Consider the following 24,540-nt stretch of genomic DNA (forward strand, 5'->3'; position numbering starts at 1 on the left):
ATAAACAAGGGCGCTATAAACGCCGCCGGACCCGGCGATCGCGGAGGACAGGGTGGGGACCACGCAGCTCGACACGGTGCCGGAACCGAAGTACTGGCACCTCAGGACCGTACTCACCGAGGCACTGGACTCGGAGTTCTCGGTGGGGGAGATCCTGCCCAACGAGCGCGACCTCGCCGCCCGCTTCGGCGTCGCCCGCGCCACCCTCCGCCAGGCGCTGGAACAGCTCGAACTGGAGGGCCGCCTGCAGCGCCGCCGCGGCGTCGGCACCACCGTCGCCCCGCCGCGCGTCGGCGTGGCCGTCGGCTCCCGCAAGCACGACTGGCCCGGCACCGACGACGGCTGGCAGCCCCTGGACAGCGTCCTGGCGGTGCCGCCCCCGGCCGTCGCCGACGCCCTGGGCACCGGCCGCGACGAGCCCGTGCACACCGTGCGCCGCTCCCGCGTCACCGACGGCCGGCCGGTCGCCGCCGAACTGCTCCACATCCCCCCGGCCTCCGTGCCCGACCTCACCGCGATCGACGCGCCGTCCGGGGCGGCCCGCGCGCGTGCGGTGCTGCGCGAACTGCGCCGCCTGGAGCTGGAGCGGCAGGAGAACGCCGTCGAACTCGGCTCGGCCCACGCGGAGGACGCCCGCCAACTGGACCGGCTGCCCGGCGCCCCCGTCCTCGTCGTCACCACCCGGTACTGCGCCGGGTCCCGGATCGCCGCCCTCTCCGTCGCCACCTACCGCGCGGACACCTGCCGCCTCACCTTCGGCGACTCCGGCGACGTGGAGATCCACCACGGCGGTCCGCGCAGCCGGGCCTGCTGACCTCAGCGGCGGGCCGTGGTGCCCTCCACCGCGAAGAGCTGCTCCTCCACATGGTCCAGCGCCAGCCGCAGCGCGCCCGTCGCCACGGCGGCCTCGCCCAGCAGGGACAGGGTCACCCTCGGCGGCCGCAGACAGTAGCGGGCCAGCTCCCGCCGCAGCGGCTCCAGTACGCCGTCCAGACCGGCCGCCCAGCCGCCGACCACCACCAGCTCCGGGTCGAGGGCGAGCACCAGCGCCGCCACGTCGTGCACCAGCCGCCGCAGGAACCGGTCGACCGCCGCGCGGGCCCGCTCGTCCCCGCCCCGGGCCTGCGCGAAGACCTCGGCGACCGCCTGCTCGTCCAGCGGGTGCAGCGGCTCGCTGGTGGTGGACAGCAGCTTCTCCGGCGTCACCTCCCGGCCCAGCAGGTGCAGCGCGCCGATCTCCCCGGCCGCCCCGCCGTACCCCCGGTGCAGCTTCCCGCCGATCAGCGAACCGGCGCCCGGGCTCAGCCCCGCCAGTACGAACACGATGTCGTCGGAGTCGGTGGCCGCGCCCTTCCAGTGCTCGGCGACCGCCGCCGCGTTGGCGTCGTTCTCCACCAGCACCGGGCACCGGAAGGAACGGCCCAGCCGCTCGCCCAGCCGCAGCCCCGTCCACTGGGGCAGCGCGGTGCTCAGCCGTACCGTGCCGTCCGCCTCCACGATCCCCGGCGTCGCCACCCCCACGGCGCGCAGCGAGCCGCGCGCCACCCCGGCCCGCCGCAGCAGCTCGGCGACGGCCGAACGCAGCTTCTCCAGGCGCTCGTCGGCCGGCGCGCTCACGTCGACGTCCTTGGCCTGGGCGCCGATCACCCGCCCGTCCAGGTCGGCCAGGAGCGCGGCGACCCGGTGCGGCCCGATCTCCAGCCCCAGCAGATGCCCCGCCTCCGCCCGGAACCGGAACCGCCGGGCCGGCCGGCCCTGCCGCCGCGCGGTGGTCTCCTCGGGCGCCGCCTCCGCCACCAGGCCGGCCTCCATCAGCCCTTCCACCACGCCCTCCACGGTGGGCCGGGACAGGCCCGTCACCGCGGTGATCTCGGTGAGTGTCGCGCAGTCCGTGGCACGCAGGGCGTGCAGCACCACCGCGGAGTTGATCCTCCGCAGCAGCGAGGGATCCCCGCCGGTCAGCCGCCCCACCGTCCGTCCTCCCAGCTCGTGCGCGTGTTGGCCGGATCGTACTCGGCGCGCTCCGGCCCGGCGAGCGCCGGTCCGCCCGGCCGGGCTCAGCCCGGCGAGACGAACCCCGACTCGTAGGCCGCGATCACCGCCTGGGTGCGGTCCCGGGCGCCCAACTTGGCCAGTACGGCGCTGACATGAGACTTCACCGTCTCCGTGCCGACGACCAGCTCGGCGGCGATCTCCGCGTTCGACAGGCCCCGGGCCATCAGCCGCAGTACCTCGCCCTCCCGCTCGGTGAGCCGGGCCCGCTCCAGCGCGGCCCGCGCCGCCCGGTTCCCGCCGCCGTCGTCGCCGTACTCGGCGGCCAACCGCCGTACCGAGGCCGGGAACAGCAGGGACTCGCCCTCCGCGATCAGCCGGACCGCGTGCACGATCTCCGCGGGCCGGGCCCGCTTCAGCAGGAACCCGTCGGCGCCCGCGCGCAGCGCCTCGTACACGTACTCGTCGTTCTCGAAGGTCGTCACCACCAGGATCTTCGGCGGCGCGTCCAGGGTCCGCAGCAGCACGCGCGTGGCCTCGATGCCGTCCATCAGCGGCATCCGCACGTCCATGGCGACCACGTCGGGACGCAGTCGCCGCACCAGCGGCACCACCGCCGCCCCGTCGGCCGCCTCCCCGACCACCTCGATCCCGGCCTGCGCCTCCAGCACGGCCCGCAACCCCGCGCGGACGAGGGGTTCGTCGTCGACGAGCAGAACGGTGACCGGCATCCGGCCAGCCTAGATCAACGCAGCGGCAGCTCCACCCGCACCCGCCAGTCGCCCGCGTCCGGGCCGGCCCGGGCGAGGCCGCCGAGCAGGGCGGCGCGCTCGCGGATGCCGCGCAGGCCGCTGCCCCGGCCCGCGTCGGCGGCGCCGGCCGGGAGGGGGTTGCGGATCTCCAGGCCGAGGGTGGCGTCCGCCACGTCGACGCGGACGACGACCGGCACGGCACCCGCGTGCCGCAGCACGTTGGTCAGCGCCTCCTGGAGGATGCGGTACCCCTCCCTCGACATCGGGCCCGGCACGCTGCCCAGCGGGCCGGTCAGCTCGGCGTCGACCTCGGCGCCGGAGGCCCGCGCCGACTCCAGCAGCCGGCCGGCGTCCGTGAGCGTCGGCCGGGCGCTCACCGGCCGCCCCGACTCGCGCAGCACGCCGAGCACCCGCTCCAGGTCCGCCAGCGCGGCCCGGCCGGTCTCCTCGATGGCGGCCAGCGCCCGGTCGGTGAACTCCGGATCGCCGGCCGTCCGCGCCGCGCCCGCCTGCACCACGGCGACGGTCAGCGCGTGCCCGATGGAGTCGTGCAGCTCACGGGCGATCCGAGTGCGCTCCAGCAGGTGCTCGGTGCGCTCCTCCAGGGCGGCGAGCCGCTCGGAGGGGGAGGGACCGAGCAGCGCGCGGGCCGCCGCCGTGACCACCGCCCCCAGGCCGACCACCACGGCGTACAGCGCGAGCAGCGGCAGCGGCACCAGCAGCCCGTACGCCCAGTGCGGCGCCAGCTCCCCGGCGACCGTGCCGGTCCGCTCGCCCAGCGCCAGGCGGACCAGCCAGTACCCGGTGACCGGCAGCCAGACGCAGGCGAACGTGGTCAGCCAGCCCAGCGCCATCCGCACCTCCAGCCACACCACCGTGCGCAGCCGGTCCCGCCAGGTCACCGACGGCCCCTCGGGGAGACCGGGGTCCGCCCCGCCGGGTGTCAGCAGCCACCGCGCCTGCACCCGCTCGCCGCCGCGCACCCCCGCGACCAGCCCCAGCGGAACCGCCGCCACCGCGGGCACCCACAGCGTCGTGTCGTCGATGAGGAACCACAGACTCACGCACAGCATCGGCACCCACAGGTGCAGCAGCCGGGTGTACGTCGTCCCCCGCACCAGCGGGCGCAGCAAGCGGACCATGGCGTCATCGTGCCAGCCGGCACCGACCGCGGACCTCCCTCGCACGGGGGAGACGATCACCACCGGCGGGGGAGGCCCCGGACCGGCACCGGCGGCCACGCTGCTGCCATGACCAGCATCGACCTCCACGCCCTCACCAAGGAGTACGGCGGCCGACGGGCCGTCGACGACCTCACCGTCACCGTCCGCCCCGGCCGCGTCACCGGCTTCCTCGGACCCAACGGCGCCGGGAAGTCCACCACCATGCGGCTGGTGCTCGGCCTGGACCGGCCGACCTCCGGGACCGCCACCGTCGGCGGCCGCCCCTACGCCGCCCTCGGCGCACCCCTGCGGCACGTCGGCGCCCTGCTCGACGCGCACGCCGCCCACCCCTCCCGCACCGCCCGGGACCACCTGCGCATCCTGGCGCTCGGCAACCGCCTCGACGCCCGCCGCGTGGACGAGGTGCTGGCGGAGACCGGGATCGCCGCCGTGGCACACCGCCGGGTGAAGACGTACTCCCTGGGCATGCGGCAGCGGCTGGGCATCGCCGCCGCGCTGCTCGGCGACCCGGAGGTGGTGATGCTGGACGAGCCGTCCAACGGCCTCGACCCCGAGGGCATCGTCTGGCTCCGGGGGCTGCTGCGCCGGCTCGCCGCCGAGGGCCGGACCGTCCTGGTCTCCAGCCACCTCATGAACGAGACCGCGTCCTTCGCCGACCACTTGGTGGTCCTCGGCCGGGGGCGGCTCCTGGCGGACACCCCGATGCGGGAGTTCATCCACGCGCGCGTGCGGCCCCGGGTCCGGGTCCGTACGACGGACGCCGCCGCCCTCGGCGGCGTCCTGGCCCGGCACGGCCACGAGGCGGTGCGGCACGAGGACGGGCACTGGAGCGTGGACGACGCGCGCGTGGACGACATCGGACGCGCCCTGTCGGCCGCCGGGGTACCGGTGCTGGAACTCGCCGCCGAGGAGGGCACGCTGGAGCAGGCGTACCTCGATCTGACCGCCGCCGCCACCGAGTTCGCCACCCGTCCCCAGGAGGTCTGACCATGCCGTTCGTTCCCGTTCTGCGCGCGGAGTGGACGAAGGTCCGCACCCTGCGGTCGCTGTACGGCGCCCTGCTGGCGGTGTTCGCCGCGACCATCGCCTTCTCCGCGGTCGCCGGTGTCTCCGACACCTCGGACCCGGAGTTCGACCCGCTGTTCATGGCGCTGTCCGGGGTGACGCCGGGACAGATCGCCGCGATCTCCTTCGGCGCCCTGGCGATGTCCTCCGAGTACCACGGGCACGCGATCCGCATCTCGCTGGCCGCGGTGCCGCGCCGCGGCCGGTGGTTCGCGGCCAAGCTCACGGCCGTCGCCCTGCCCGCGCTCGCCGTGGGCCTGGCCGGCGCCCTCGCCGCGCTGCTGGCGGCCCGGGCCGGGCTCGGCCCGGCCGCGAGCGGGCTGAGCGCCGCCGAGCAGGTCCGCGGGGTCGTCGGCTGCGGTGTCTACCTGACGCTGATGGCCCTGTTCGCGGCCGGGCTCACCGCGTTGCTGCGCAGCGGCACGGCCACCCTCTCCCTCATGATCCCGTTCGTCCTCATCGTCTCCTTCGTGATCGGCGACCTGGCCGGCGGCCTCACCGACTTCCTCCCCGACCGGGCCGGCCAGGTGGTGCTGCACGAGTCGTACGACGGGAGCGTCGGCCCCTGGACCGGGCTCGCGGTGACCGCGCTGTGGACGGCCGCCGCGGTGGGGGCCGGCGCGTGGAAGCTGCGGCGGTCGGACGTCTGACGGCCCGCCAATTGTCAGTGCCGGGCGCTTTACTGGAGCCATGGACATCGCACGGCACATCGCGCTGATCGACGAGCTGTGCTCCCGCCCCCTCCCGGCGGGGCACGGCCCGTCGGACGACGGCGGGGAAGGGGAGCGGCACCTGGTGGTGCTGCGCACCAGCCACGGGGTGCGGGGCGGCGACCCGGCGGAGCGCGCCGCGGTGGTGGACCAGTACGAGAAGGAGCGGGACGCGGTGGACGCCCTGCTGGCCGAGCGCTGGGGGGAGTCGGAGATCTGGAACCTGGGGACGGTCCTGCTGCGCGCCGAGCGGGCGGAGGAGATACCCGAGCCCTGGGCCGAGCTGAGCGCCCGCGCCCGCGTCGCCTACCTCCGGGACGTCACCGGGACCGGCCGCTGGGTCGCTCTCGCGGTCGCCGACCGGGACCCGGCGGACGAGGTGCAGTTGCTGGCCGCCGTCACGCGGACGGCACCGCCCTGACCCGCCGGGCCGCTCACGCCTCCGCGGCTTCCCGCAGCCGGGCGAACTCCTCCGCCATGGTCTGCGCCGTCCAGTGCGCGTTCAGGCCGCTGGGGTTGGGCAGCACCCACACACGTGTGTCGCCGATCCGCCGTTCCTGCGGCCCCACCTGGGCCTTGCGGTCGTCGAAGGCGGCGCGGTAGGCGGTGACGCCGACGACCGCGAGCCAGCGCGGCCGCAGCCGGGCCACCTTCAGGGCGAGCTGCCGGCCGCCCTCCCGGTACTCCTCGGCGGTCAGCTCGTCGGCCCGCGCGCTGGCCCGCGCCACGACGTTGGTGATGCCGAGCCCGTAGGACAGCAGTTCCTCCTGCTCGGACGGCTTGAGCAGACGGGGGGTGAACCCGGACCGGTGCAGCACCGGCCAGAAGCGGTTGCCGGGGCGGGCGAAGTGGTGGCCCGTCGCGGCCGACAGCAGACCGGGGTTGATGCCGCAGAACAGCACCCGGAGGCCGTCCGCGACGACGTCCGGCAGCAGCCGGTCGCGGGCGGCCTCCAGTTCGGCGGGGGTGAAGCGGGGCATGGCGGGCCGGGGCGTCAGAGGATCGCGCCGGGCGCGTAACCGGCCGCCTCGGGGTGCTGCTTGACGATCTCCTCGACGCGGGCCACCACGGCGGCCACCTGGTCGGCGGCGGCGCCCGTGAAGGACAGCTTGTCGGCCATCAGGGCGTCCAGCTCGGCCCGGTCCAGCGGCAGCCGCTCGTCGGCGGCGAACTTGTCGAGCAGGTCGTTGCGCTCGGCGCCCCGCTCCCGCATCGCCAGCGCGGTCGCCACGGCGTGCTCCTTGATCGCCTCGTGCGCGGTCTCCCGGCCGACGCCCGCGCGGACCGCGCCCATCAGCACCTTGGTGGTGGCGAGGAACGGCAGATAGCGGTCCAGCTCCCGGGCGACGACGGCGGGGAACGCGCCGAACTCGTCGAGCACGGTCAGGAACGTCTCCAGCAGCCCGTCCAGCGCGAAGAACGCGTCGGGCAGCGCCACCCGGCGCACCACCGAGCAGGAGACGTCGCCCTCGTTCCACTGGTCGCCCGCCAGCTCGCCGGTCATCGAGGCGTAGCCGCGCAGGATCACCATCAGGCCGTTGACGCGCTCGCAGGAGCGGGTGTTCATCTTGTGCGGCATCGCCGAGGAGCCGACCTGACCCGGCTTGAAGCCCTCGGTGACCAGCTCGTGCCCGGCCATCAGCCGGATCGTCTTGGCCAGCGAGGAGGGGGCCGCCGCCACCTGCACCAGCGCGGTGACCACCTCGTAGTCCAGCGAGCGCGGGTAGACCTGGCCGACGGAGGTGAACGCCTGCCCGAAGCCGAGGTGCCCGGCGATCCGCCGCTCCAGCTCCGCGAGCTTGTCCGCGTCACCGCCGAGCAGGTCCAGCATGTCCTGGGCGGTGCCGACCGGCCCCTTGACGCCGCGCAGCGGGTAGCGGCCGAGCAGCTCCTCGACCCGGGCGTAGGCGACCAGCAGCTCGTCGGCGGCGGTGGCGAAGCGCTTGCCCAGCGTGGTGGCCTGCGCCGCGACATTGTGCGAGCGGCCGGCCATGACCAGCTCGGCGTACTCCCCGGCCAGCTTGCCCAGGCGGGCCAGGACGGCGACGGCGCGGTCCCGCACCAGCTCCAGGGAGAGCCGGATCTGAAGCTGCTCGACGTTCTCCGTCAGGTCCCGGGAGGTCATGCCCTTGTGCACGTGCTCCTGCCCGGCGAGGGCGTTGAACTCCTCGATCCGCGCCTTCACGTCGTGCCGGGTGACCTTCTCGCGCTCGGCGATCGACGCGAGGTCGACCTGGTCCAGGACGCGCTCGTAGGCGGCGATCGCCTCGTCGGGCACCTCGATGCCGAGGTCCTTCTGCGCCCGCAGCACGGCGAGCCAGAGCTGCCGCTCCAGTCTCACCTTCTGCTCGGGCGACCAGAGGACGGCCAGTTCGGCGGAGGCGTAGCGTCCGGCGAGGACGTTGGGGATGCGGGGCTTGGCGGGAGCGGAAGTCACGGATACGGATTCTACTGGCGATTCGTGCAGGCCGGCGCCGAGGGGGGAGCTGGAGGAACCTACGAGGGCGGCGCCGGGATCACCCCAGGGGGCCGTCGTAGGGCAGCAGCTCCGGCCGCTTGGGCGGGCGGCCGTCGCCGGAGGAGCGGCCGGTCAGCCGGCGGCCGATCCAGGGCAGCAGGTGCTGCCGGGCGAACTGGAGGTCGGCGGCCCGGCGCAGCACCCAGCCCGGCGGCAGCGCGGTCGGCAGCGGGACGTGCCACTCCGGGTCCTCGGCCTCGTACCCGAGCGTCTGCCACACCGCCTCGGCGACCCGCCGGTGCCCCTCGGCGGTCAGGTGCAGCCGGTCCACGTCCCACAGCCGCGGATCGGCCAGCGCGGGCGCCCCGTACAGGTCGACGACGACGGCGCCGTGCCGGGCGGCGAGGTCGTCGATGCAGGCGAACAGCGCCTCCATGCGGGGCCGGAACCGCTCCAGGACCGGGCCCCGGCGGCCGGGGCTGCGCATCAGCACCAGTTGCTTGCAGTTCGGGGCCAGCCGCTCCACCGCCTCGGTGAGCAGACCGCGCACCCGGCCCATGTCGCACTTGGGCCGCAGGGTGTCGTTGAGCCCGCCGACCAGGGTGATCACGTCCGCGCCCAGCGCCGCGGCCACGTCCACCTGCTCGTCGACGATCTGCCCGATCAGCTTGCCGCGCACGGCGAGGTTGGCGTACCGGAATCCGGGGGTGCGGGCGGCCATCCGGGCGGCGAGCAGATCCGCCCAGCCCCGGTAGGAGCCGTCGGGCAGCAGGTCCGACATGCCCTCGGTGAAGGAGTCGCCGACCGCGACCAGGCTGGTGTACGTGGGGTTCTTCTGCATGGCGACAGCGATGGTATCCCGGGGCACCCGATCGCATACCAGCCGGTCGGTGACCCGGCCGCCGGGTCAGGGCAGCCGGCCGAACAGCTCCCGCAGCACGTCCTCCATGGTCACCAGCCCCGCCAGCCTGCCGTCCGCGCCGAGCACGGCGGCCACGTGGGTGCGGCTCCGGCGCATCGCGGTCAGCACGTCGTCGAGCGGTGTGCCCTCCCGCACCCGGGCGATCGGCCGCATGTCCCGCAGGGTGAACGGCGCCTCGCGCGGCGAGGCGTCCAGGGCGTCCTTCACATGGAGGTAGCCGACGATCCGCCGCCCGTCGTCCACCACCGGGAACCGGGAGAACCCGGACTCGGCGGAGAGCCGCTCCAACTGCTCCGGGGTGATGCCCACGCGCGCGTGCACCACGCGTTCCAGCGGCAGCACCACGTCCCGCACCGGCCGCCGCCCCAGCTCCAGGGCGTCGTGCAGCCGCTCCTGGGCGCGGTCGTCGATGAGCCCGGCTTCCCCGGCGTCCTTGACGATCTCGGCCAGCTCCGCGTCGGTGAACGTCGCCGCCACCTCGTTCTTCGCCTCCACCCGGAGCAGCTTCAGCAGGGCGTTGGCGACGGCGTTCACCGTGAAGATCACCGGGCGCAGCGCCCGCGACAGCGCCACCAGCGGCGGCCCGAGCAGCAGCGCGCTGCGCACCGGCTCGGCCAGCGCGATGTTCTTCGGCACCATCTCGCCCAGCAGCATGTGCAGATACGTGGCCAGGGTCAGCGCGATCACGAAGGAGACCGCGTGGCCCGCGCCGGACGGCACGCCCACCGCGTGGAAGACCGGCTCCAGCAGGTGCGCGATGGCCGGTTCGGCGACGATGCCCAGCACCAGGGTGCACAGCGTGATGCCCAACTGGGCGGCGGCCAGCAGCGCGGAGACGTGCTCCAGCCCCCACAGCACGCTCCGCGCCCGCCGGTCGCCCTCGTCGGCGTACGGCTCGACCTGGCTGCGGCGGACCGAGATCAGCGCGAACTCGGCGCCCACGAAGAAGGCGTTGACGACCAGCGTCAGCAGGCCGATCAGCAGTTGTACGGCGGTCACCGCCCGGCCTCCTCGTCCCCGGCGGCGGGCCGCCGGTCGTCCAGCGGGGCGTGCAGCAGCACCCGGGCGGCCCGGTGGCCGGTGGCGTCCACGACGTCCAGCCGCCAGCCCGCCACCCGGACGATGTCACCGGCCTCCGGGATCCGGCCCAGCCCCGCCGCGACCAGCCCCGCCAGCGTCTCGTACGGCCCCTCCGGCGCCCGCAGCCCGAGGCGCGCGAGCCGGTCCAGCCGGGCCGAGCCGTCCGCCCGGTACAGGGCGCGGCCCAGCTCGTCGGTGCCGGCCGGGGCCAGCTCGGGCGTCTCGTGCGGGTCGTGCTCGTCGCGGACCTCGCCGACCACCTCCTCCACGATGTCCTCCAGCGTGGCCACGCCCGCCGTCCCGCCGTACTCGTCGATCACCACGGCCATGGTGCGCCGCCCGGAGAGCCGGTCCAGCAGCCGGTCGACGGTGAGCGTGGCCGGCACCAGCAGCGGCTCGCGCATCAGATCGGCGACGGGGACGTGCGGCCGGCGCCCGGCGGGCACGGCCAGGACGTCCTTGATGTGCGCGGTGCCCACCACCGCGTCCAGGCTGTCCCGGTAGACGGGGAACCGGGACAGCCCGGTCGCCCGGGTCGCGTTCGCCACGTCCTCGCAGGTCGCCCGGGACTCCAGGGCGATCACCTGCACGCGCGGGGTCATCACGTTCTCCGCGGTCAGGTCGGCCAGGTTCAGCGTCCGGACGAACAGCTCGGCGGTGTCCGCCTCCAGGGCGCCCTCCTTGGCGGAGTGCCGGGCCAGCGCCGCCAGCTCCTGCGGCCCCCGCGCGGAGGCCAGCTCCTCGGCGGGCTCCACGCCGAGCCGGCGCACCACACGGTTGGCCGTGTTGTTGAGATGGGTGATGAAGGGCCGGAAGGCGGCGCTGAACCAGCGCTGGGGCGTGGCCACCCGCCGGGCCACCGCGAGCGGCGAGGAGATCGCCCAGTTCTTCGGCACCAGCTCGCCGACCACCATCAGCACCACCGTCGACAGGGCGGTGCCCAGCACCAGCGCGATCGAGGAGGCCGTCGACGGGGACGCGCCGAGGGCCCGCAGCGGGCCCGCGAGCAGCGCGGCGACCGAGGGCTCGGCCAGCATGCCGACCACCAGGTTGGTGACCGTGATGCCGAGCTGCGCCCCGGAGAGCTGGAACGTCAGGTTGCGTACGGCCTTCAGGGCGCCGGCCGCCCCGCGCTCCCCGCGCGCCGCGGCCCGCTCCAGCTCACCGCGTTCGACGGTGGTCAGGGAGAACTCGGCCGCGACGAAGGCGCCGCAGGCCAGCGAGAGCAGGACGGCCACCAGCAGCAGGAGCACTTCGGTCATCGGGTCACCTCCGTCCCATGATCGGCCAGGACGGGGCGGTACGCGCGTCGTCGCATGCCGTGCGGTTCACCGGTCATGGTCCGCCAAGTCGCCCGCGCCGGGTAAACGATCGGCAAAGAACGGTCAGGTGAGGTGCTTCACCCAGCGCCGCCACCGTTCCTCGGGCCGGTACCCGGCGGCCCGCCAGGCGTGCTGCGCCCGCTCGTTGCGGACCAGCACCATCGCGTCGCCGCGCCGCCCGCCGAGCGCCACGAACCGTTCCTCGGCGGCGGCGAGCAGCGCCGAGGCGATGCCCCGGCGCCGGTGGTCCGGATGGACCGCGAGCCGGTACAGATGGCAGCGCCAGCCGTCGAACCCGGCGATCACCGTGCCGACCAGCGTGCCGTCCCGCTCCCCGAGGAGCAGCGCCCCGGGGTCGCGGGCGACCAGGTGCTCCACCCCGCTCCGGTCGTCGCTGATGCTCGTGCCCTCGGCGGCCACCTTCCAGAAGGCCAGCACATCGTCCAGGTCGTCGGGCGTCGCGGCCCGTATCCGCAGGTCGGTCATGCGGCGACCTCACCACACCCGCCGCCGGACGGCACCGGAATTCCGCGATCCGGACGGCCCGCCGGCCGGGCGGCCCGGCCGGCTCACCGGCCGCGCAGCTCGGCCAGCACCGGCGCGAACGCCTCCATGGACGGCTCCAGCACGGTCAGGTACGAGAACCCGTACCGCTCGCGCTGGGCCAGCACCTGGTCGACGATCCGGTCCAGCGGTCCGGCGAGCAGCAGCGGCAGGTCGAGGATCTGCTCCACGGTGGAGCCGGGGAGCTGCTCGGTCAGCGGCCGGGCGACGGCCTCGCGGTCGTCGGTGACGGCCACCATCTGGATGAGCAGATTGAGCTCCGCCTCCTCCGCGCGGCCGGCGGCCAGCTCCCGGTACCGGGCGACCCGTTCGTCCAGTTCCCCGGCGGAGATCGGCACCAACTGCCCGGTGGTGCTGCCCGGCACCGAGCGGGCGCCGGTGAAGGCCGCGATGTCGGCGTGCTCGGCGGCCAGCCGCAGCACCCGGTCGCCGTTGCCGCCGATCATCAGCGGCACCCGGGGTTCCTGCGCGGGCCGCGGCCGGTGCTCGGGGGAGTCCAGCAGCTCGCGCAGTTCCTCGACCGTGCGCCGCAGCCGGTCCACCCGCTCGCCCGGCGATCCGAACGGCAGCCCCGCCGCGGTGTGCTCGGCCGCCACGTACCCGGTGCCGAGCCCCACCTCCAGCCGTCCGCCGGTCAGCGCGTCGGTCGTGGCGACCTCGCGGGCCAGCAGCGCCGGGTTCCAGAAGGCGGCGTTGAGCACGAACGTGCCCAGCCGGACCCGCTCGGTCACCCCGGCCGCCGCGACCAGCGCCGGGAACGGGGCGACCATGCCGAGGTGGTCGGGGACCAGGATCACGTCGTAGCCCAGTTCCTCGGCCCGGCGGCACTTGGCCTGCCACTCCTCCAGGGGCGCGGGGACGGTCAGGTTCACGCCGAAGCGGAACGGACGGGACATGCGGACTCCCTTCGCGAGCACGCCAGTTGGGTTGCCGTCCGCGATTCCATCACCCGGCCGGGAGGCCCGCCAGCGTATTCGCCGACGGGCCCGCCCGGCCCCCGTGTCCCGGACGCCCAGCCCCTCACGGCGACTGGCGGACCGTGAACGTCTCCGCGTCCCAGGTGCCGTGCAGGCGCGGGGCGAGCCACCGCGGGGCCGTGGCCCGGAAGGCGGCCGGGGCGAGGCCGGACGCCCCGGCGGGCAGCGCGCCGAGCAGCGGGGCACCGGCCACGTCCGGCAGGTCGGCCACATTGCAGCGGGCGGCCAGGTCCGGACGCTCGGGCCAGCTCCCGATCACCACACCGAGCAGCTCGATCCCCCGGGCAGCGAGTTCACGCGCCGTCAGCTCCGTGGTGTTCAGCGTGCCCAGCCCCGCCGCCGCCACCACCAGCACCGGCGCCCGGAGCAGCGCGGCGGCGTCGGCCAGGGTGCCGCCCGCCGCGTCGTACCGTACGAGCAGCCCGCCCGCGCCCTCGACCAGGACCAGGTCGTGCTCGGTGGCCAGTTTGGCCGCGGTCTCCGCCACCTGGTCCGGGCGTACCGGCGCCCGCCCGGCCCGCCGTGCGGCCGTGGCCGGCGCCAGCGGCTCCGGATAGCGGTCGACCTCCACGGCCGTCACCGCGCCCGCGAGCCGCGCGACCTCCTGGGCGTCCCCGGGCTCGTCCGGCGCCACCCCGGTCTGCGCGGCCTTCAGCACGGCCACCGACCGGCCGGCCGCCAGCGCGCTCGCCGCGACGGCGGCGGTCACCACCGTCTTGCCGACCTCGGTGCCCGTCCCCGTGATCACCACGACCGTCATGTCATCCCTCCCGCGCCGCGGCGCACACCGCGCGCCCGATCCGCGCCACGTCCGTGTCCCCGGTGACGTACGGCGGCATGGTGTAGACCAGATCGCGGAACGGCCGCAGCCACACGCCCTCGCGTACCGCCGCGGCCGTCGCCGCCCGCAGGTCGACGGGGTGGTCGAGCTGCACCACCCCGATGGCGCCGAGCACCCGTACGTCCCGTACGCCCGGGAGCCCGGCGGCGGGCGCCAGCCCGTCCCGCAGCCCCGCCTCGATCCGTTTCACCTCGGCCCGCCAGTCCTGGCCGAGCAGCAGCCCGATCGACGCGCACGCCACGGCCGCCGCCAGCGGATTGGCCATGAACGTCGGCCCGTGCGCCAGCACCGGCACCTCGCCCCGGGAGATCCCCTCGGCCACCCGGGACGTGCACAGCGTCGCCGCCATCGTCAGATAGCCGCCGGTCAGCGCCTTGCCCACGCACATCACATCCGGCGTGACCGCCGCGTGCTCGGCCGCGAACAGCGCACCCGTCCGCCCGAACCCGGTCGCGATCTCGTCGAACACCAGCAGCACGTCATGGGCGTCGCACGCCTCGCGCAGCACCCGCAGATACGCGGGGGAGTGGAACCGCATCCCGCCCGCTCCCTGCACCACCGGCTCCACGATCACCGCGGCCAGCTCGTCGGCGTGCCGCCCGACCAGGGCCCGCAGATGCTCCGCGTACGCCTCCTCGTATCCGGCCGGGGGCGCGTCCGCGAACACCTGACGCGGCAGCGCCCCGCTCCACAGGCCGTGCATCCCGCCCTCCGGGTCGCACACCGACATCGGGTGCCAGGTGTCGCCGTGGTAGCCGCCGCGCCAGGTCAGCAGCCGCCGCTTGCCGGGCCGGCCGAGCGAACGCCAGTACTGGAGGCACATCTTGAGGGCGACCTCGACGGAGACCGACCCGGAGTCGGCGAGGAAGACGTGCTCCAGGCCCTGCGGCGACATGTCGACAAGGAGCTTCGCCAGGCGTACGGCGGGTTCGTGGGTGAGCCCGCCGAACATCACGTGGCTCATCCGTGCCGTCTGCTCGCGCACGGCCTCGTTCAGCACCGGGTGGTTGTAGCCGTGGATCGCCGACCACCAGGACGACATGCCGTCGACCAGTTCGCCGCCGCCGTCCGCCAGGCGCAGCCGGACCCCGCTCGCCGAGGCGACGACGAGCGGGTCCTGGCGGCCGGGCATGGGCCCGTACGGATGCCAGACGTGCCGCCGGTCCAGCTCCAGCAGCTCCGGCACGCTCAGGTCAGGCATTGGGCGCGAGGTCCGTCCCGGCACCCCGGCGGCGCACGGCGACCAGGTCGGTCCGCGGCCGCCCCGGGCCCGGAGCGGCGGCACCCGCACCGGCCGCCTCGTCCGTACCGCCCGCACACCCGGTACCGTCCGCACCGGTCGCGCAGCCCGCGCGACCGGCACGGTCCGCGCCGCACCCGCCGCGCTCGCCCGCCCGGTGCTCCGGCAGCGTCACCTGGTCGGTGCCCTCCACCTCGAACCCGGCGTCCGCGATCATCTCCAGGTCCGCCTTCCCGGCCTGGCCCTCACTGGTGAGGTAGTCGCCGAGGAAGATCGAGTTGGCCAGGTGCAGCGCCAGCGGCTGCAGCGTGCGCAGATGGACCTCCCGGCCGCCCGCGATGCGCACCTCCACGTCCGGGCAGACGAACCGCGTCATCGCCAGGATGCGCAGGCACCGCTGCGGGGTGAGGTGCCACTCCTTCTCCAGCGGCGTGCCCTCCATCGGGATCAGGAAGTTCACCGGCACCGAGTCCGGGTCCAGCGCGCGCAGCGAGAACACCACGTCGACCAGGTCCTCGTCGCTCTCGCCCATCCCGGCGATCAGCCCCGAGCACGCCGACAGCCCGGCCGCGTGCGCCTTGCGCACCGTGTCCACCCGATCGGCGTACGTGTGCGTGGTGGTGATCTCCCCGTACGTGGCCTCGGAGGTGTTGAGGTTGTGGTTGTAGGCGTCCGCCCCGGCCTCGCGCAGCCGTTCCGCCTGGCCGTCCGAGAGCAGTCCGAGGCAGGCGCAGACCTCCACGTCCCCGGTGCGCTCCTTGATCGCCCTGATGGTCTCGGAGACGCGGTCCACGTCCCGGTCGGTCGGGCCCCGGCCGCTGGCCACCAGGCACACCCGCTTGGCGCCCCCGGCCACGCCCGCCGCGGCGGCCTCGGACGCCTGATCGGGCTTGAGCCAGGTGTACTTGAGGATCTCGGCCGTGGAGCCGAGCCGCTGCGAGCAGTAGGAGCAGTCCTCGGGGCAGAGCCCGGACTTGAGGTTGACGAGATAGTTGAGCTTCACCCGTCGCCCGAACCAGTGCCGGCGCACCTTTCCGGCCGCGGCCACCACGTCGAGCAGATCGTCGTCGGAGGTCGCGAGGACGGCCAGCGCCTCCTCGCGGGTTGGCGGCTCGCGCCGAAGTCCCTTGTCCACCAGCGTGTTCAGCAGGTCCATGGGAGCCGATCCTGTCCTACCGGACGGCCCCGGGCCAAGGAGACTTCATACAACGAAGAGGGTTCGGTGTGTGGGTACGGCCACACTGTGCCCGGGGCGCCGGACCGCTAATGTCTGTGCACTGCCTACAAAATTCCCGTCCGGGAGGACTCCCATGGCGTTCGGCTGGATCGACGAGCGGGCGGCCTCGCGGTACCGGGCCGGACTCGCCCGGACCCTGCGGCCCCGCCGGGCCGACTGCCCGCTGCTGGACCTGGCGAGCAACGACTACCTGGGCCTGGCCCGGCACCCCGAGGTGACCGAGGGCGCGGTCCGGGCGGCCCGGACCTGGGGCGGCGGCGCGACCGGCTCCCGGCTGGTCACCGGCACCACCACGCTGCACACCGATCTCGAGCGCGAACTGGCCGGCTTCTGCGGCTTCGAGGCCGCCCTCGTGCTCTCCTCCGGCTACGCGGCCAACCTCGCCGCGGTCACCGCCCTCGCCCCGCACGGCGCGCTGATCGTCTCCGACGCCGGCAACCACGCCTCCCTCATCGACGGCTGCCGGCTGGCCCGCGGCGCCAAGCAGGTGGTGGCGCACGCCGACCCGGACGCCGTGCGCAAGGCACTGGCGGCGCACGGGGGGACGGCCGTCGTGGTGTCCGACGCGGTCTTCTCCGTCGACGGCGACGCCGCCCCGCTGCCCGGCCTCGCCGCCGCCTGCCGGGAGCGCGGCGCCGGGCTGATCCTCGACGACGCCCACGGCCTGGGGGTACTGGGCGACGGCGGCCGGGGCAGCGCGTACGCGGCGGGACTCGCGGACGCCGAGGACGTGGTGGTGACGGTCACCCTCTCCAAGTCGCTGGGCAGCCAGGGCGGCGCCGTCCTCGGGCCCGCCCGGGTGATCGACCACCTGGTCAACACCGCCCGGACGTTCATGTTCGACACCGGCCTCGCCCCCGCGGCGGCGGGCGCGGCCCTGGCGGCCCTGCAACTACTGCGCCGTGAACCGGAGCGGGCGGCGCGGGCCCGGTCGGTGGCCGGCCGGCTGTATACGGAACTGACCACCGCGGGGCTGGACGCGGTCCGGCCGGACGCCGCGGTGGTCTCGGTGCGTGCCCCGTCCCCGGAGGGGGCCGTGCGCTGGGCGGCCGACTGCCGTGCGGCCGGCCTGAGCGTGGGCTGCTTCCGTCCTCCCTCCGTGCCCGACGGCATCTCACGGCTCAGGCTGACCGCCCGGGCGGACCTCTCCGGGGAACAGGTGGATCGCGCTGTGCGGTTGATCGGCGAGACGCGGCCATGAGTCGGCGTGGCACGGCCGTGCGTCGCGCGATGCCGGACGCCTCCTACAGGCGATCGATCCGGTCGGCGAAGCGGGTCCAGCTAGCGGGGGAGAAGAGCAGCGCGGGCCCCGCCGGGTCCTTGGAGTCCCGGACGGCGACGAGTCCGGCCCAGGGGCCGGCCGACGGACGAGCCGTCTCCACGCAGTTGTTCGCTCCGGTGCTGTAACTGCTGCGCAGCCACCGCACCTCGGGTAATCGGGCAGGGGAAACGTGCCGGGGCAGTGCGGACATGGTGCCTCCTTACGCGCCGGCCGCTGTCGCGGCGATGAGTTCCAGCGTGTCGTCGGGCGAAAGCGCGTGATGCTGAAGGGCGTCGAAGGCTTCGGTATAAGCCTCCAGGTCTTCTTTCCGTTCCAGATAGAGGCTACTCGTCAAGTGGTCGAGAACAACCACGTCAAGATCGGATGTGCTCGAAAATGAGAAAATGACGAAAGAGCCGGTGACACCGATATGCGCCCCGGCGCCGAACGGCAGGACCTGGAGGCGCACATGGGGCAGTCGCCCCGCCTGGATCAGCCGCCGGAGCTGGCAGCTCATGACCTCGGGGCCGCCCACTTCCCGGCGCAGCACGGCCTCGTCCAGGACGGCGCTCAGCCGCAGCGGGGTCCCGGAGTTCAGCACGTCCTGCCGGGCCAGCCGCACCTCCACCAGCGCGTCCAGTTGCTGCTCGGAGAGCCCGTCCACGGCGGCCCGGGTGACCTCCCGGGCGTACTCGGCGGTCTGGAGCAGCCCGGGGACGACGGTGGTCTCCAGGGTGCGCATCGCGCTCGCCTGGGACTCCAGGCTGATGAAGTCCCGGTACGTCGGCGGCAGCACGCCGCGGTAGGCGTGCGACCAGTGCTGCCGGTCCCCGCGGTCCTCCGAGCCCGCCAGCACCAGCAGCAGCTCGCGCAGTTGGGGATCGGTCACACCGTAGGCGTCCAGCAGTAGCCGTACATCGGCCGGTTTGGCGCCGCTCGTTCCGGTCTCGATCCGGCTGACCTTCGACTGGTGCCAGCCCACCAGCCGGGCCGCCTCACCGCTGGTGATGCCCGCCGTCGCGCGCAGGGCGCGCAATTCGGCACCCAGCTTGCGGCGTCGCACCACCGGACCGTGCTGCATGGGCCCCCACTCCTCTACTCCTTATGAGTCGCCCAAAAACGGTCTCCCGTCGTAGAGTTCACCGCTTCGAGCGACAGATATATGCATATCTTGGTGGATCGCCACCCGTCACCGGCTCGGTGATGGCACTCTGGCGAAGAAGCACCAGTCCGGGACCGTACTCGAACCATCCGCTCTGTGTCGGACCGCGGTCCCGTCGGAAAGGGACGACGTCGCCATGGCAGACCACTTGGAAGCATCCGTCACTCTGCCGAGCGATCCCGCCTCGGTCGCGGCCGCCCGGACGTACGTGGTGGGCACGCTGGCGGAGTGGGGCATGTCGGCCGACACCGAGGTGTCCGACACGGCCCGGCTGATCGTCTCGGAACTGGCGACCAACGTGGTGCAGCACACCCTCGGGCAGTCACCGACCTTCACGGTCGACCTCGCGCTGGTCCGTGACGAACGGCTGCGCATCGGCGTCACGGACAGCCACCCCCGCCTGCCCAGGCGCCTCCCGGCGGCCGTCCAGCAGGACAACGGGCGGGGACTGGTCATCATCCGCTGCCTCACCGCGGAGTACGGGGGCCGGCTCCGGGTCCGCCCCACCCGCGAGGGCGGCAAGACGGTCTCGGTCGAACTGCCCTGGTCCCTCCCGGCGGCCCCGGTCCCGGCGCGGTGCCACGGGAACCACCGGCGGGCCTGAGCGGCGGGCCGCCCCCCCGGGGTCAGCGCCGCCGGGCGGCCGGCGTGCGGCGGGACGGCGACCGGCCGGACGGGGCACGGCGGGCGGGCGCCGGGACCCGGCGCGGGGTCCGGGCGGCGACCCGCGTGGCGGTGTAGGAGGACGCCGCCGAGGGTGCGTTCGAGGAAGTGTTCGAGGTCGCGTCCACGTCCGCGTCCGCCCCCGGGGCCGCCGTCGACGCGGTCCCGGTGCCGGGGGCGGCGGCGGAGAGCCCGGCGCGGCGCACCAGCCGGGGCAGCAGCCCCCACAGCCCCAGGCAGACCAGCAGCGTCGCCGTCCCGGCGGCCAGACCGCCGGCCCGGCCGGTGGTCACGTCCACCACGAGCAGCACCGACCCGGTGAACGCGAGGACCAGCACGCCCAGACCGGCCGTGGCGAGCCGTGAGGAGACCTGCACGATGCGGGGCTTGGCGCCCTGCTGGAACAGCGAGCGGTGCAGCGCGGCCGGCGCGGTGAACAGCGTCGCGGCCAGCACCGCCAGCAGCAGCGTCGCGACGTAGACGGTCCGCTGGAACGTGTCGAGCTCCGGGAAGCGCGAGGTGAAGGCCAGCGACAGCAGGAACGCGAAGAGGATCTGCACCCCGGTCTGGGTGACCCGCAGTTCCTGGAGCAGTTCCCCGAAGTTGCGGTCGGCGCGCTGGAGCGGGGTCTCGTTGCGGGCGGTGCAGGGACGGTGGTCGGCCATGTTCGAACGGGTAACCGCTCGGGCGCGTGTCAAGCTCCCGAGCGGCCCCCTGCGGGCCCGTACGCGGGCGTCCCCGGCCGTACGGGCCCGTCCGGGTCTACTTGACCCGGCCGTACCAGACGCTCTTGGTCCAGATCTTCTGCAGGCGCACCACGTCCCCCGTCTTCGGGGCGTGCCAGATCTTGCCCTTACCGGCGTAGATGCCCACGTGGTAGACGCTCCGGCCCGAGTGGAAGAACACCAGGTCCCCGGCCTTGCGGCTGCCGGCGGAGATGTGCCGGGTCTTGTTGTACTGCTGGGCCGCCGTGCGCGGCAGCTTCTTGCCGGCCTTCTTGAACGAGTACAGCGTCAGCCCGGAGCAGTCGAACCGGGACGGCCCGGTGGCCCCGTAGCGGTACGGGGCGCCCTTCTTGGAGGCCGCGATCTTCAGCGCCTTCGTCGCCGGGGTGGCCGCGGCGGCCTCGGAGGCGAGGCCGGGGACCGCGATCGAGCCGCCCACGGCGGCGATGGTGAGGGCCGAGGCCGTACCGGCTCGGGCCATGAGCGACGGGACACGATTGAGCGCAGTCATGCGCAACCCTTCGTCAGCCGCCTGTGAAGGATGACCTGTCGGATTCGGGCTGGCGAAGTTGCCCGGCCGCACGAGTGCGGCTTCACCCCAAGGGCTGCTCGGCCCGGCGCCTCCCACGGAGACGGCCGTACCGGCGACCCGTCTTGCTCGGGTCCTCCACTCCTGCCGATCCACTCCTGTCGACCGGTCATCCGGGCGGCGGCAGGACTCGGCGTCCGCCCGGATCGCCCCGCCGCTGCGGCGGGGTCTTGTCGTCAGTCAGGGATCTTGGCGTACTCACGTCCGAAATACCCAATGGAATCGGGGATTTGTGTTGTTACTCACCACTCGCCCGTTCGGGTGGACGCCCCTGTGTCCGACCCCGCGGCGCGGCGGCCGGGGCTCCCCGGACCAGCGGCGGAGCCCCTCGTGACGCCGGTGCGGCGGGCGCGTCGCGCAAGCCGGCCGGGCCCGGAGAACGACGGGACCGTACGCCGAAAGGCGGTACCCCGTTCGGCCCTTGCCCGTCCCGATCCGGACACCCGGCGGCGGCCCGCACGAAAGCCGCGCCGACGGCCGGGCGGCTCCGGGTCAGCCGCTGGCAAAAGGAGGCTCAAGAAGTGGCCGGGGGCGGCCGACCTTGATCATCTCGGGGTTAACGTGAGCGAAACGCGGCGCAACTAGCCTGCGGACCCGGCCACCTGCGACGACTTCCCCGTGGCCGCGCGGCGGCCGGACCCCGCCGGCCCGGACCGAGGACTGTGAGGTGGGACGTGCAACTGACCCCGCACGAGCAAGAGCGGCTGCTCATCCATGTGGCGGCCGACGTCGCCGAGAAGCGCCGGGCCCGCGGGGTGAAGCTCAACCACCCCGAGGCCGTCGCCCTCATCACCTCGCACGTCCTGGAAGGCGCCCGGGACGGCCGCACCGTCGCCGAACTCATGGCCTCCGGACGGCGGCTGCTCACCCGTGACGACGTCATGGACGGCATCCCGGAGATGATCCACGACGTCCAGGTCGAGGCCACCTTCCCGGACGGCACCAAGCTCGTCACCGTCCACGACCCGATCGCCTGACGGGGGAGCGCCGTGATTCCCGGAGAGATCCTCTTCGCCGACGGGCCGATCGTCTACAACGAGGGCCGCGAGGTCACCCGGCTGACCGTCCTCAACGCCGCCGACCGGCCGGTCCAGGTCGGCTCCCACTACCACTTCGCCGAGGCCAACCCCGGCCTGGACTTCGACCGCGCCGCCGCGCGCGGCAAGCGGCTCGACATCCCCGCCGGCACCGCCGTGCGGTTCGAGCCCGGCATCCCCGTCGACGTCGGACTCGTCCCCCTCGCGGGCGCCCGGATCGTGCCCGGACTGCGCGGGGAGACCGGAGGTGCCCTCGATGCCTGAGATCTCCCGCGCCGCCTACGCCGACCTGTTCGGCCCCACCACCGGCGACCGCATCCGGCTCGCCGACACCGATCTGCTGATCGAGATCGAGGAGGACCGCTGCGGCGGCCCCGGCCGCTCCGGCGAGGAGGCCGTGTTCGGCGGCGGCAAGGTCGTCCGCGAGTCCATGGGCCAGTCCCGGGCCACCCGCGCCGACGGCACCCCCGACACCGTCATCACCGGCGTGGTCGTCGTCGACCACTGGGGCGTCGTCAAGGCCGACATCGGCATCCGCGACGGCCGGATCACCGGCATCGGCAAGGCCGGCAACCCCGACACCATGGACGGCGTCCACACCGACCTCGTCATCGGCCCCGAGACCGAGGTCATCGCCGGCAACGGGCGGATCCTGACCGCCGGTGCCGTCGACGCGCACGTGCACTTCATCTGCCCGCAGGTCGCCGACGAGGCGCTCGCGTCCGGCATCACCACCCTGGTCGGCGGCGGCACCGGACCGGCCGAGGGCTCCAAGGCGACCACGGTCACCCCCGGGCCCTGGCACCTGGCCCGGATGCTGGAGGCGATGGAGGCGTACCCCGTCAACGTCGGCCTGCTCGGCAAGGGCAACACCGTCTCCCAGGAGGCGCTGCTCTCCCAGATCCGGGGCGGCGCGGTCGGCCTGAAGATCCACGAGGACTGGGGCGCGACGCCCGCCGCCATCGACGCGGCCCTCACCGCCGCCGACGCCACCGGGGCACAGGTCGCCATCCACACCGACACCCTCAACGAGGCCGGTTTCGTGGGCGACACGCTCGCCGCGATCGGCGGCCGAGGCATCCACGCCTACCACACCGAGGGCGCCGGCGGCGGGCACGCGCCGGACATCATGACCGTGGTCTCCGAGCCGCACGTGCTGCCCAGCTCCACCAACCCGACCCGGCCGTTCACCGTCAACACCGTCGAGGAGCACCTCGACATGCTGATGGTCTGCCACCACCTCAACCCGGCCGTCCCCGAGGACCTCGCCTTCGCCGAGTCCCGCATCCGGCCCTCCACCATCGGCGCCGAGGACGTGCTGCACGACCTCGGCGCGATCTCGATCATCTCCTCCGACTCCCAGGCCATGGGCCGGGTCGGCGAGGTGATCATGCGCACCTGGCAGACCGCGCACGTGATGAAGCGGCGGCGCGGCGCGCTGCCCGGCGACGGCCGCGCCGACAACCACCGCGTCCGCCGCTATGTCGCCAAGTACACGATCAACCCGGCCCTCGCCCAGGGCATGGCCCGCGAGATCGGCTCGGTGGAGACCGGCAAGCTCGCCGACCTCGTGCTGTGGGAACCGGCGTTCTTCGGCGTCAAGCCGCTGCTGGTCATCAAGGGCGGGCAGATCGCGTACGCGCAGATGGGCGACGCCAACGCCTCCATCCCGACCCCGCAGCCGATCCTGCCCCGGCCGATGTACGGGGCGATCGGCCGCGCCCCCGCCGCCAACTCGGTCAACTTCGTCACCGCCCCGGCCCTGGAGGACGGCCTGGCGGAGAAGCTGGCGCTCGGCAAGCGGTTCGCGGCGATCGACTCCACGCGCGGGGTCACCAAGGCCGACATGCGGGAGAACGACGCGCGGCCCGATGTGCGCATCGACCCCGACAGCTTCGCCGTGTACGTCGACGGGGAGCTGATCGAGGCCGCGCCCGCCGCCGAACTGCCCATGGCCCAGCGTTACTTCCTCTTCTGATGTCCCGCGCAGCGCTTCTCGTCCTGGCCGACGGCCGCTTCCCGGCCGGCGGGCACGCCCACTCCGGTGGTGCCGAGGCGGCCGTACGGGCGGGGCGGATCACCGGCGCCGGGGAGCTGGCGGAGTTCTGCCGGGGCCGGCTGCACACCACCGGGCTGGTGTCGGCCGCCCTCGCCGCGTCCGCCGCGCTCGGCATGGACCCGGCGGGACTGGACGCCGCCGCCGACGCGCGCACCCCCTCGCCCGCCCTGCGGGGGGCGGCCCGCCGACTGGGCCGGCAGTTGCTGCGGGCCGCGCGGGCGACCTGGCCGTCCGCCGAGCTCGACGCCCTCGCCCGGGACTTCCCCAAGGGCGCCCACCAGCCCGTCGTCCTCGGACTCGCGGCCCGCGCGGCGGGGCTCGGGGCGGCGGACGCGGCGTACTGCTCGGCGTACGAGAGCGTCGGCGGGGCGGCCTCGGCGACGGTACGGCTGCTGAGCCTGGACCCGCTCGACGCCACCGGGGTGCTGGCACGCCTGGCACCGGAGGTCGACCTGGTGGTGGACCGGGCGGTGGCGGCGGCGCGGGAGGCCCTCGCCGAGGGGCCCGAGACGCTGCCCGGCGCGTCGGCGCCGCTGCTGGAGATCCTCGCCGAGACCCACGCCGCATCGCCCGCGCGGCTGTTCGCGTCCTAGGGACGCGATCCCCGCCTCCCCCCCCGTCCGCCCGAACCCCCGGACCCGCCCGCCTTCCGGGGCCCGTCCCCGTTCACCCCCGCCCGTCCCCCCGCCCCGGACGGGCC

At 74.5% G+C, this 24,540-nt stretch carries 27 protein-coding genes and 1 riboswitch; of the genes, 10 read left to right on the forward strand and 17 right to left on the reverse strand.

Going from position 1 to position 24,540, the window contains the following annotated elements; translation table 11 throughout:
- Positions 1 to 52: 52 nt before the first annotated feature.
- A complete protein-coding gene (locus IE316_RS31255; RefSeq protein ID WP_190207888.1) occupies positions 53 to 814 on the forward strand; it encodes a GntR family transcriptional regulator in 762 nt (253 codons plus the stop codon).
- A 2-nt stretch (positions 815 to 816) separates the two neighbouring features.
- On the opposite strand, the gene IE316_RS31260 is transcribed toward IE316_RS31255, so the two are convergent.
- The 3 genes from IE316_RS31260 to IE316_RS31270 form a co-directional block, all read right to left on the reverse strand.
- Entirely contained in the window at positions 817 to 1,971 is a 1,155-nt protein-coding gene (locus tag IE316_RS31260) for an ROK family protein (RefSeq protein ID WP_190207889.1), read from the reverse strand.
- An 86-nt stretch (positions 1,972 to 2,057) separates the two neighbouring features.
- Positions 2,058 to 2,723 carry a response regulator transcription factor gene (locus tag IE316_RS31265; protein ID WP_190207890.1) on the reverse strand — a complete coding sequence of 222 codons (666 nt, stop codon included), beginning with the start codon at positions 2,721 to 2,723 and terminating at the stop codon, positions 2,058 to 2,060.
- A gap of 14 nt (positions 2,724 to 2,737) precedes the next feature.
- A complete protein-coding gene (locus IE316_RS31270; RefSeq protein ID WP_190207891.1) occupies positions 2,738 to 3,886 on the reverse strand; it encodes a sensor histidine kinase in 1,149 nt (382 codons plus the stop codon).
- Positions 3,887 to 3,994: 108 nt separating this feature from the next.
- On the opposite strand from IE316_RS31270, the gene IE316_RS31275 reads away from it, so the two are divergent.
- The 3 genes from IE316_RS31275 to IE316_RS31285 are packed head-to-tail and all read left to right on the forward strand — an operon-like array spanning position 3,995 to position 6,124.
- Positions 3,995 to 4,915 (forward strand): ATP-binding cassette domain-containing protein, encoded by a 921-nt coding sequence (locus IE316_RS31275; protein WP_190207892.1) that lies wholly within the window; start codon positions 3,995 to 3,997, stop codon positions 4,913 to 4,915.
- A 2-nt stretch (positions 4,916 to 4,917) separates the two neighbouring features.
- Positions 4,918 to 5,643, forward strand: coding sequence for an ABC transporter permease (locus tag IE316_RS31280; protein WP_190207893.1), 726 nt, complete (start codon positions 4,918 to 4,920; stop codon positions 5,641 to 5,643).
- Positions 5,644 to 5,683: 40 nt separating this feature from the next.
- Complete coding sequence (locus IE316_RS31285) at positions 5,684 to 6,124, forward strand: hypothetical protein (protein WP_190207894.1); 441 nt, start codon at positions 5,684 to 5,686, stop codon at positions 6,122 to 6,124.
- A 13-nt stretch (positions 6,125 to 6,137) separates the two neighbouring features.
- On the opposite strand, the gene mug is transcribed toward IE316_RS31285, so the two are convergent.
- The 10 genes from mug to bioB form a co-directional block, all read right to left on the reverse strand.
- The gene (gene mug / locus IE316_RS31290; protein WP_190207895.1) at positions 6,138 to 6,683 is read right to left on the reverse strand and encodes a G/U mismatch-specific DNA glycosylase; all 546 of its coding nucleotides are present in this window, start codon (positions 6,681 to 6,683) and stop codon (positions 6,138 to 6,140) included.
- Positions 6,684 to 6,697: 14 nt separating this feature from the next.
- Entirely contained in the window at positions 6,698 to 8,140 is a 1,443-nt protein-coding gene (gene purB / locus IE316_RS31295) for an adenylosuccinate lyase (protein ID WP_190207896.1), read from the reverse strand.
- 79 nt (positions 8,141 to 8,219) lie between these two features.
- Positions 8,220 to 9,002 carry an SGNH/GDSL hydrolase family protein gene (locus IE316_RS31300; RefSeq protein ID WP_190207897.1) on the reverse strand — a complete coding sequence of 261 codons (783 nt, stop codon included), beginning with the start codon at positions 9,000 to 9,002 and terminating at the stop codon, positions 8,220 to 8,222.
- A gap of 66 nt (positions 9,003 to 9,068) precedes the next feature.
- The gene (locus IE316_RS31305) at positions 9,069 to 10,082 is read right to left on the reverse strand and encodes a hemolysin family protein (protein WP_190207898.1); all 1,014 of its coding nucleotides are present in this window, start codon (positions 10,080 to 10,082) and stop codon (positions 9,069 to 9,071) included.
- On the reverse strand, positions 10,079 to 11,425 hold the full coding sequence (locus tag IE316_RS31310; protein ID WP_190207899.1) for a hemolysin family protein: 1,347 nt from the start codon (positions 11,423 to 11,425) through the stop codon (positions 10,079 to 10,081). Before IE316_RS31310 ends, IE316_RS31305 begins: the two co-directional genes overlap by 4 nt.
- Positions 11,426 to 11,548: 123 nt before the next feature.
- Positions 11,549 to 11,971 (reverse strand): GNAT family N-acetyltransferase, encoded by a 423-nt coding sequence (locus IE316_RS31315; RefSeq protein WP_190207900.1) that lies wholly within the window; start codon positions 11,969 to 11,971, stop codon positions 11,549 to 11,551.
- Between the two features lie 83 nt (positions 11,972 to 12,054).
- On the reverse strand, positions 12,055 to 12,945 hold the full coding sequence (locus IE316_RS31320; RefSeq protein ID WP_190207901.1) for an LLM class F420-dependent oxidoreductase: 891 nt from the start codon (positions 12,943 to 12,945) through the stop codon (positions 12,055 to 12,057).
- 124 nt (positions 12,946 to 13,069) lie between these two features.
- Complete coding sequence (gene bioD, locus IE316_RS31325) at positions 13,070 to 13,786, reverse strand: dethiobiotin synthase (RefSeq protein WP_190207902.1); 717 nt, start codon at positions 13,784 to 13,786, stop codon at positions 13,070 to 13,072.
- Position 13,787: 1 nt separating this feature from the next.
- A complete protein-coding gene (locus tag IE316_RS31330) occupies positions 13,788 to 15,068 on the reverse strand; it encodes an adenosylmethionine--8-amino-7-oxononanoate transaminase (protein WP_190207903.1) in 1,281 nt (426 codons plus the stop codon).
- Positions 15,061 to 16,263: a biotin synthase BioB gene (bioB, locus tag IE316_RS31335; protein WP_190207904.1), complete on the reverse strand. Its 1,203-nt coding sequence runs from the start codon at positions 16,261 to 16,263 to the stop codon at positions 15,061 to 15,063. The genes IE316_RS31330 and bioB overlap by 8 nt, the downstream gene beginning before the upstream one ends.
- Before the next feature lie 154 nt (positions 16,264 to 16,417).
- Here bioB and IE316_RS31340 point away from each other — a divergent pair, with 154 nt between their 5' ends.
- A complete protein-coding gene (locus IE316_RS31340; protein WP_190207905.1) occupies positions 16,418 to 17,545 on the forward strand; it encodes an 8-amino-7-oxononanoate synthase in 1,128 nt (375 codons plus the stop codon).
- Positions 17,546 to 17,588: 43 nt separating this feature from the next.
- On the opposite strand, the gene IE316_RS31345 is transcribed toward IE316_RS31340, so the two are convergent.
- Together IE316_RS31345 and IE316_RS31350 are read right to left on the reverse strand one after the other, a co-directional pair.
- Positions 17,589 to 17,816, reverse strand: a complete 228-nt coding sequence (locus tag IE316_RS31345; RefSeq protein ID WP_190207906.1) for a DUF397 domain-containing protein — start codon at positions 17,814 to 17,816, stop codon at positions 17,589 to 17,591.
- Positions 17,817 to 17,825: 9 nt separating this feature from the next.
- Positions 17,826 to 18,686 carry a helix-turn-helix domain-containing protein gene (locus tag IE316_RS31350; protein WP_190207907.1) on the reverse strand — a complete coding sequence of 287 codons (861 nt, stop codon included), beginning with the start codon at positions 18,684 to 18,686 and terminating at the stop codon, positions 17,826 to 17,828.
- 217 nt (positions 18,687 to 18,903) lie between these two features.
- Here IE316_RS31350 and IE316_RS31355 point away from each other — a divergent pair, with 217 nt between their 5' ends.
- On the forward strand, positions 18,904 to 19,371 hold the full coding sequence (locus tag IE316_RS31355; protein WP_190207908.1) for an ATP-binding protein: 468 nt from the start codon (positions 18,904 to 18,906) through the stop codon (positions 19,369 to 19,371).
- A 22-nt stretch (positions 19,372 to 19,393) separates the two neighbouring features.
- Here the strand turns inward: IE316_RS31355 and IE316_RS31360 are convergent, their stop codons facing one another.
- Both IE316_RS31360 and IE316_RS31365 read right to left on the reverse strand, forming a co-directional pair.
- Complete coding sequence (locus IE316_RS31360; RefSeq protein WP_190207909.1) at positions 19,394 to 20,095, reverse strand: DUF6328 family protein; 702 nt, start codon at positions 20,093 to 20,095, stop codon at positions 19,394 to 19,396.
- A gap of 97 nt (positions 20,096 to 20,192) precedes the next feature.
- Complete coding sequence (locus tag IE316_RS31365; RefSeq protein ID WP_190207910.1) at positions 20,193 to 20,666, reverse strand: C40 family peptidase; 474 nt, start codon at positions 20,664 to 20,666, stop codon at positions 20,193 to 20,195.
- A gap of 3 nt (positions 20,667 to 20,669) precedes the next feature.
- Positions 20,670 to 20,812: riboswitch (cyclic di-AMP (ydaO/yuaA leader) on the reverse strand.
- A 606-nt stretch (positions 20,813 to 21,418) separates the two neighbouring features.
- Here IE316_RS31365 and IE316_RS31370 point away from each other — a divergent pair.
- The 4 genes from IE316_RS31370 to IE316_RS31385 are packed head-to-tail and all read left to right on the forward strand — an operon-like array spanning position 21,419 to position 24,433.
- Positions 21,419 to 21,721: an urease subunit gamma gene (locus IE316_RS31370; protein WP_190207911.1), complete on the forward strand. Its 303-nt coding sequence runs from the start codon at positions 21,419 to 21,421 to the stop codon at positions 21,719 to 21,721.
- 12 nt (positions 21,722 to 21,733) lie between these two features.
- The gene (locus IE316_RS31375; protein ID WP_190207912.1) at positions 21,734 to 22,045 is read left to right on the forward strand and encodes an urease subunit beta; all 312 of its coding nucleotides are present in this window, start codon (positions 21,734 to 21,736) and stop codon (positions 22,043 to 22,045) included.
- The gene (locus IE316_RS31380; protein WP_190207913.1) at positions 22,038 to 23,759 is read left to right on the forward strand and encodes an urease subunit alpha; all 1,722 of its coding nucleotides are present in this window, start codon (positions 22,038 to 22,040) and stop codon (positions 23,757 to 23,759) included. The genes IE316_RS31375 and IE316_RS31380 overlap by 8 nt, the downstream gene beginning before the upstream one ends.
- Positions 23,759 to 24,433, forward strand: coding sequence for an urease accessory protein UreF (locus IE316_RS31385; protein WP_190207914.1), 675 nt, complete (start codon positions 23,759 to 23,761; stop codon positions 24,431 to 24,433). The genes IE316_RS31380 and IE316_RS31385 overlap by 1 nt, the downstream gene beginning before the upstream one ends.
- Positions 24,434 to 24,540 lie beyond the last annotated feature (107 nt).

Source organism: Streptomyces fumanus, from assembly GCF_014655295.1.
Classification (GTDB): domain Bacteria; phylum Actinomycetota; class Actinomycetes; order Streptomycetales; family Streptomycetaceae; genus Streptomyces; species Streptomyces fumanus.

Bases quoted from the DNA above. Each gene is read 5' to 3' on its own strand.
- IE316_RS31345 (WP_190207906.1), bottom strand. From the start codon at position 17,816: ATGTCCGCACTGCCCCGGCACGTTTCCCCTGCCCGATTACCCGAGGTG.
- IE316_RS31285 (WP_190207894.1), top strand. From the start codon at position 5,684: ATGGACATCGCACGGCACATCGCGCTGATCGACGAGCTGTGCTCCCGC.
- IE316_RS31280 (WP_190207893.1), top strand. From the start codon at position 4,918: ATGCCGTTCGTTCCCGTTCTGCGCGCGGAGTGGACGAAGGTCCGCACC.
- IE316_RS31310 (WP_190207899.1), bottom strand. From the start codon at position 11,425: ATGACCGAAGTGCTCCTGCTGCTGGTGGCCGTCCTGCTCTCGCTGGCC.
- IE316_RS31265 (WP_190207890.1), bottom strand. From the start codon at position 2,723: ATGCCGGTCACCGTTCTGCTCGTCGACGACGAACCCCTCGTCCGCGCG.
- IE316_RS31320 (WP_190207901.1), bottom strand. From the start codon at position 12,945: ATGTCCCGTCCGTTCCGCTTCGGCGTGAACCTGACCGTCCCCGCGCCC.
- IE316_RS31385 (WP_190207914.1), top strand. From the start codon at position 23,759: ATGTCCCGCGCAGCGCTTCTCGTCCTGGCCGACGGCCGCTTCCCGGCC.
- IE316_RS31275 (WP_190207892.1), top strand. From the start codon at position 3,995: ATGACCAGCATCGACCTCCACGCCCTCACCAAGGAGTACGGCGGCCGA.
- IE316_RS31365 (WP_190207910.1), bottom strand. From the start codon at position 20,666: ATGACTGCGCTCAATCGTGTCCCGTCGCTCATGGCCCGAGCCGGTACG.
- IE316_RS31300 (WP_190207897.1), bottom strand. From the start codon at position 9,002: ATGCAGAAGAACCCCACGTACACCAGCCTGGTCGCGGTCGGCGACTCC.
- IE316_RS31355 (WP_190207908.1), top strand. From the start codon at position 18,904: ATGGCAGACCACTTGGAAGCATCCGTCACTCTGCCGAGCGATCCCGCC.
- IE316_RS31340 (WP_190207905.1), top strand. From the start codon at position 16,418: ATGGCGTTCGGCTGGATCGACGAGCGGGCGGCCTCGCGGTACCGGGCC.
- IE316_RS31350 (WP_190207907.1), bottom strand. From the start codon at position 18,686: ATGCAGCACGGTCCGGTGGTGCGACGCCGCAAGCTGGGTGCCGAATTG.
- IE316_RS31330 (WP_190207903.1), bottom strand. From the start codon at position 15,068: ATGCCTGACCTGAGCGTGCCGGAGCTGCTGGAGCTGGACCGGCGGCAC.
- IE316_RS31270 (WP_190207891.1), bottom strand. From the start codon at position 3,886: ATGGTCCGCTTGCTGCGCCCGCTGGTGCGGGGGACGACGTACACCCGG.
- IE316_RS31380 (WP_190207913.1), top strand. From the start codon at position 22,038: ATGCCTGAGATCTCCCGCGCCGCCTACGCCGACCTGTTCGGCCCCACC.
- mug (WP_190207895.1), bottom strand. From the start codon at position 6,683: ATGCCCCGCTTCACCCCCGCCGAACTGGAGGCCGCCCGCGACCGGCTG.
- IE316_RS31315 (WP_190207900.1), bottom strand. From the start codon at position 11,971: ATGACCGACCTGCGGATACGGGCCGCGACGCCCGACGACCTGGACGAT.
- IE316_RS31360 (WP_190207909.1), bottom strand. From the start codon at position 20,095: ATGGCCGACCACCGTCCCTGCACCGCCCGCAACGAGACCCCGCTCCAG.
- bioB (WP_190207904.1), bottom strand. From the start codon at position 16,263: ATGGACCTGCTGAACACGCTGGTGGACAAGGGACTTCGGCGCGAGCCG.
- bioD (WP_190207902.1), bottom strand. From the start codon at position 13,786: ATGACGGTCGTGGTGATCACGGGGACGGGCACCGAGGTCGGCAAGACG.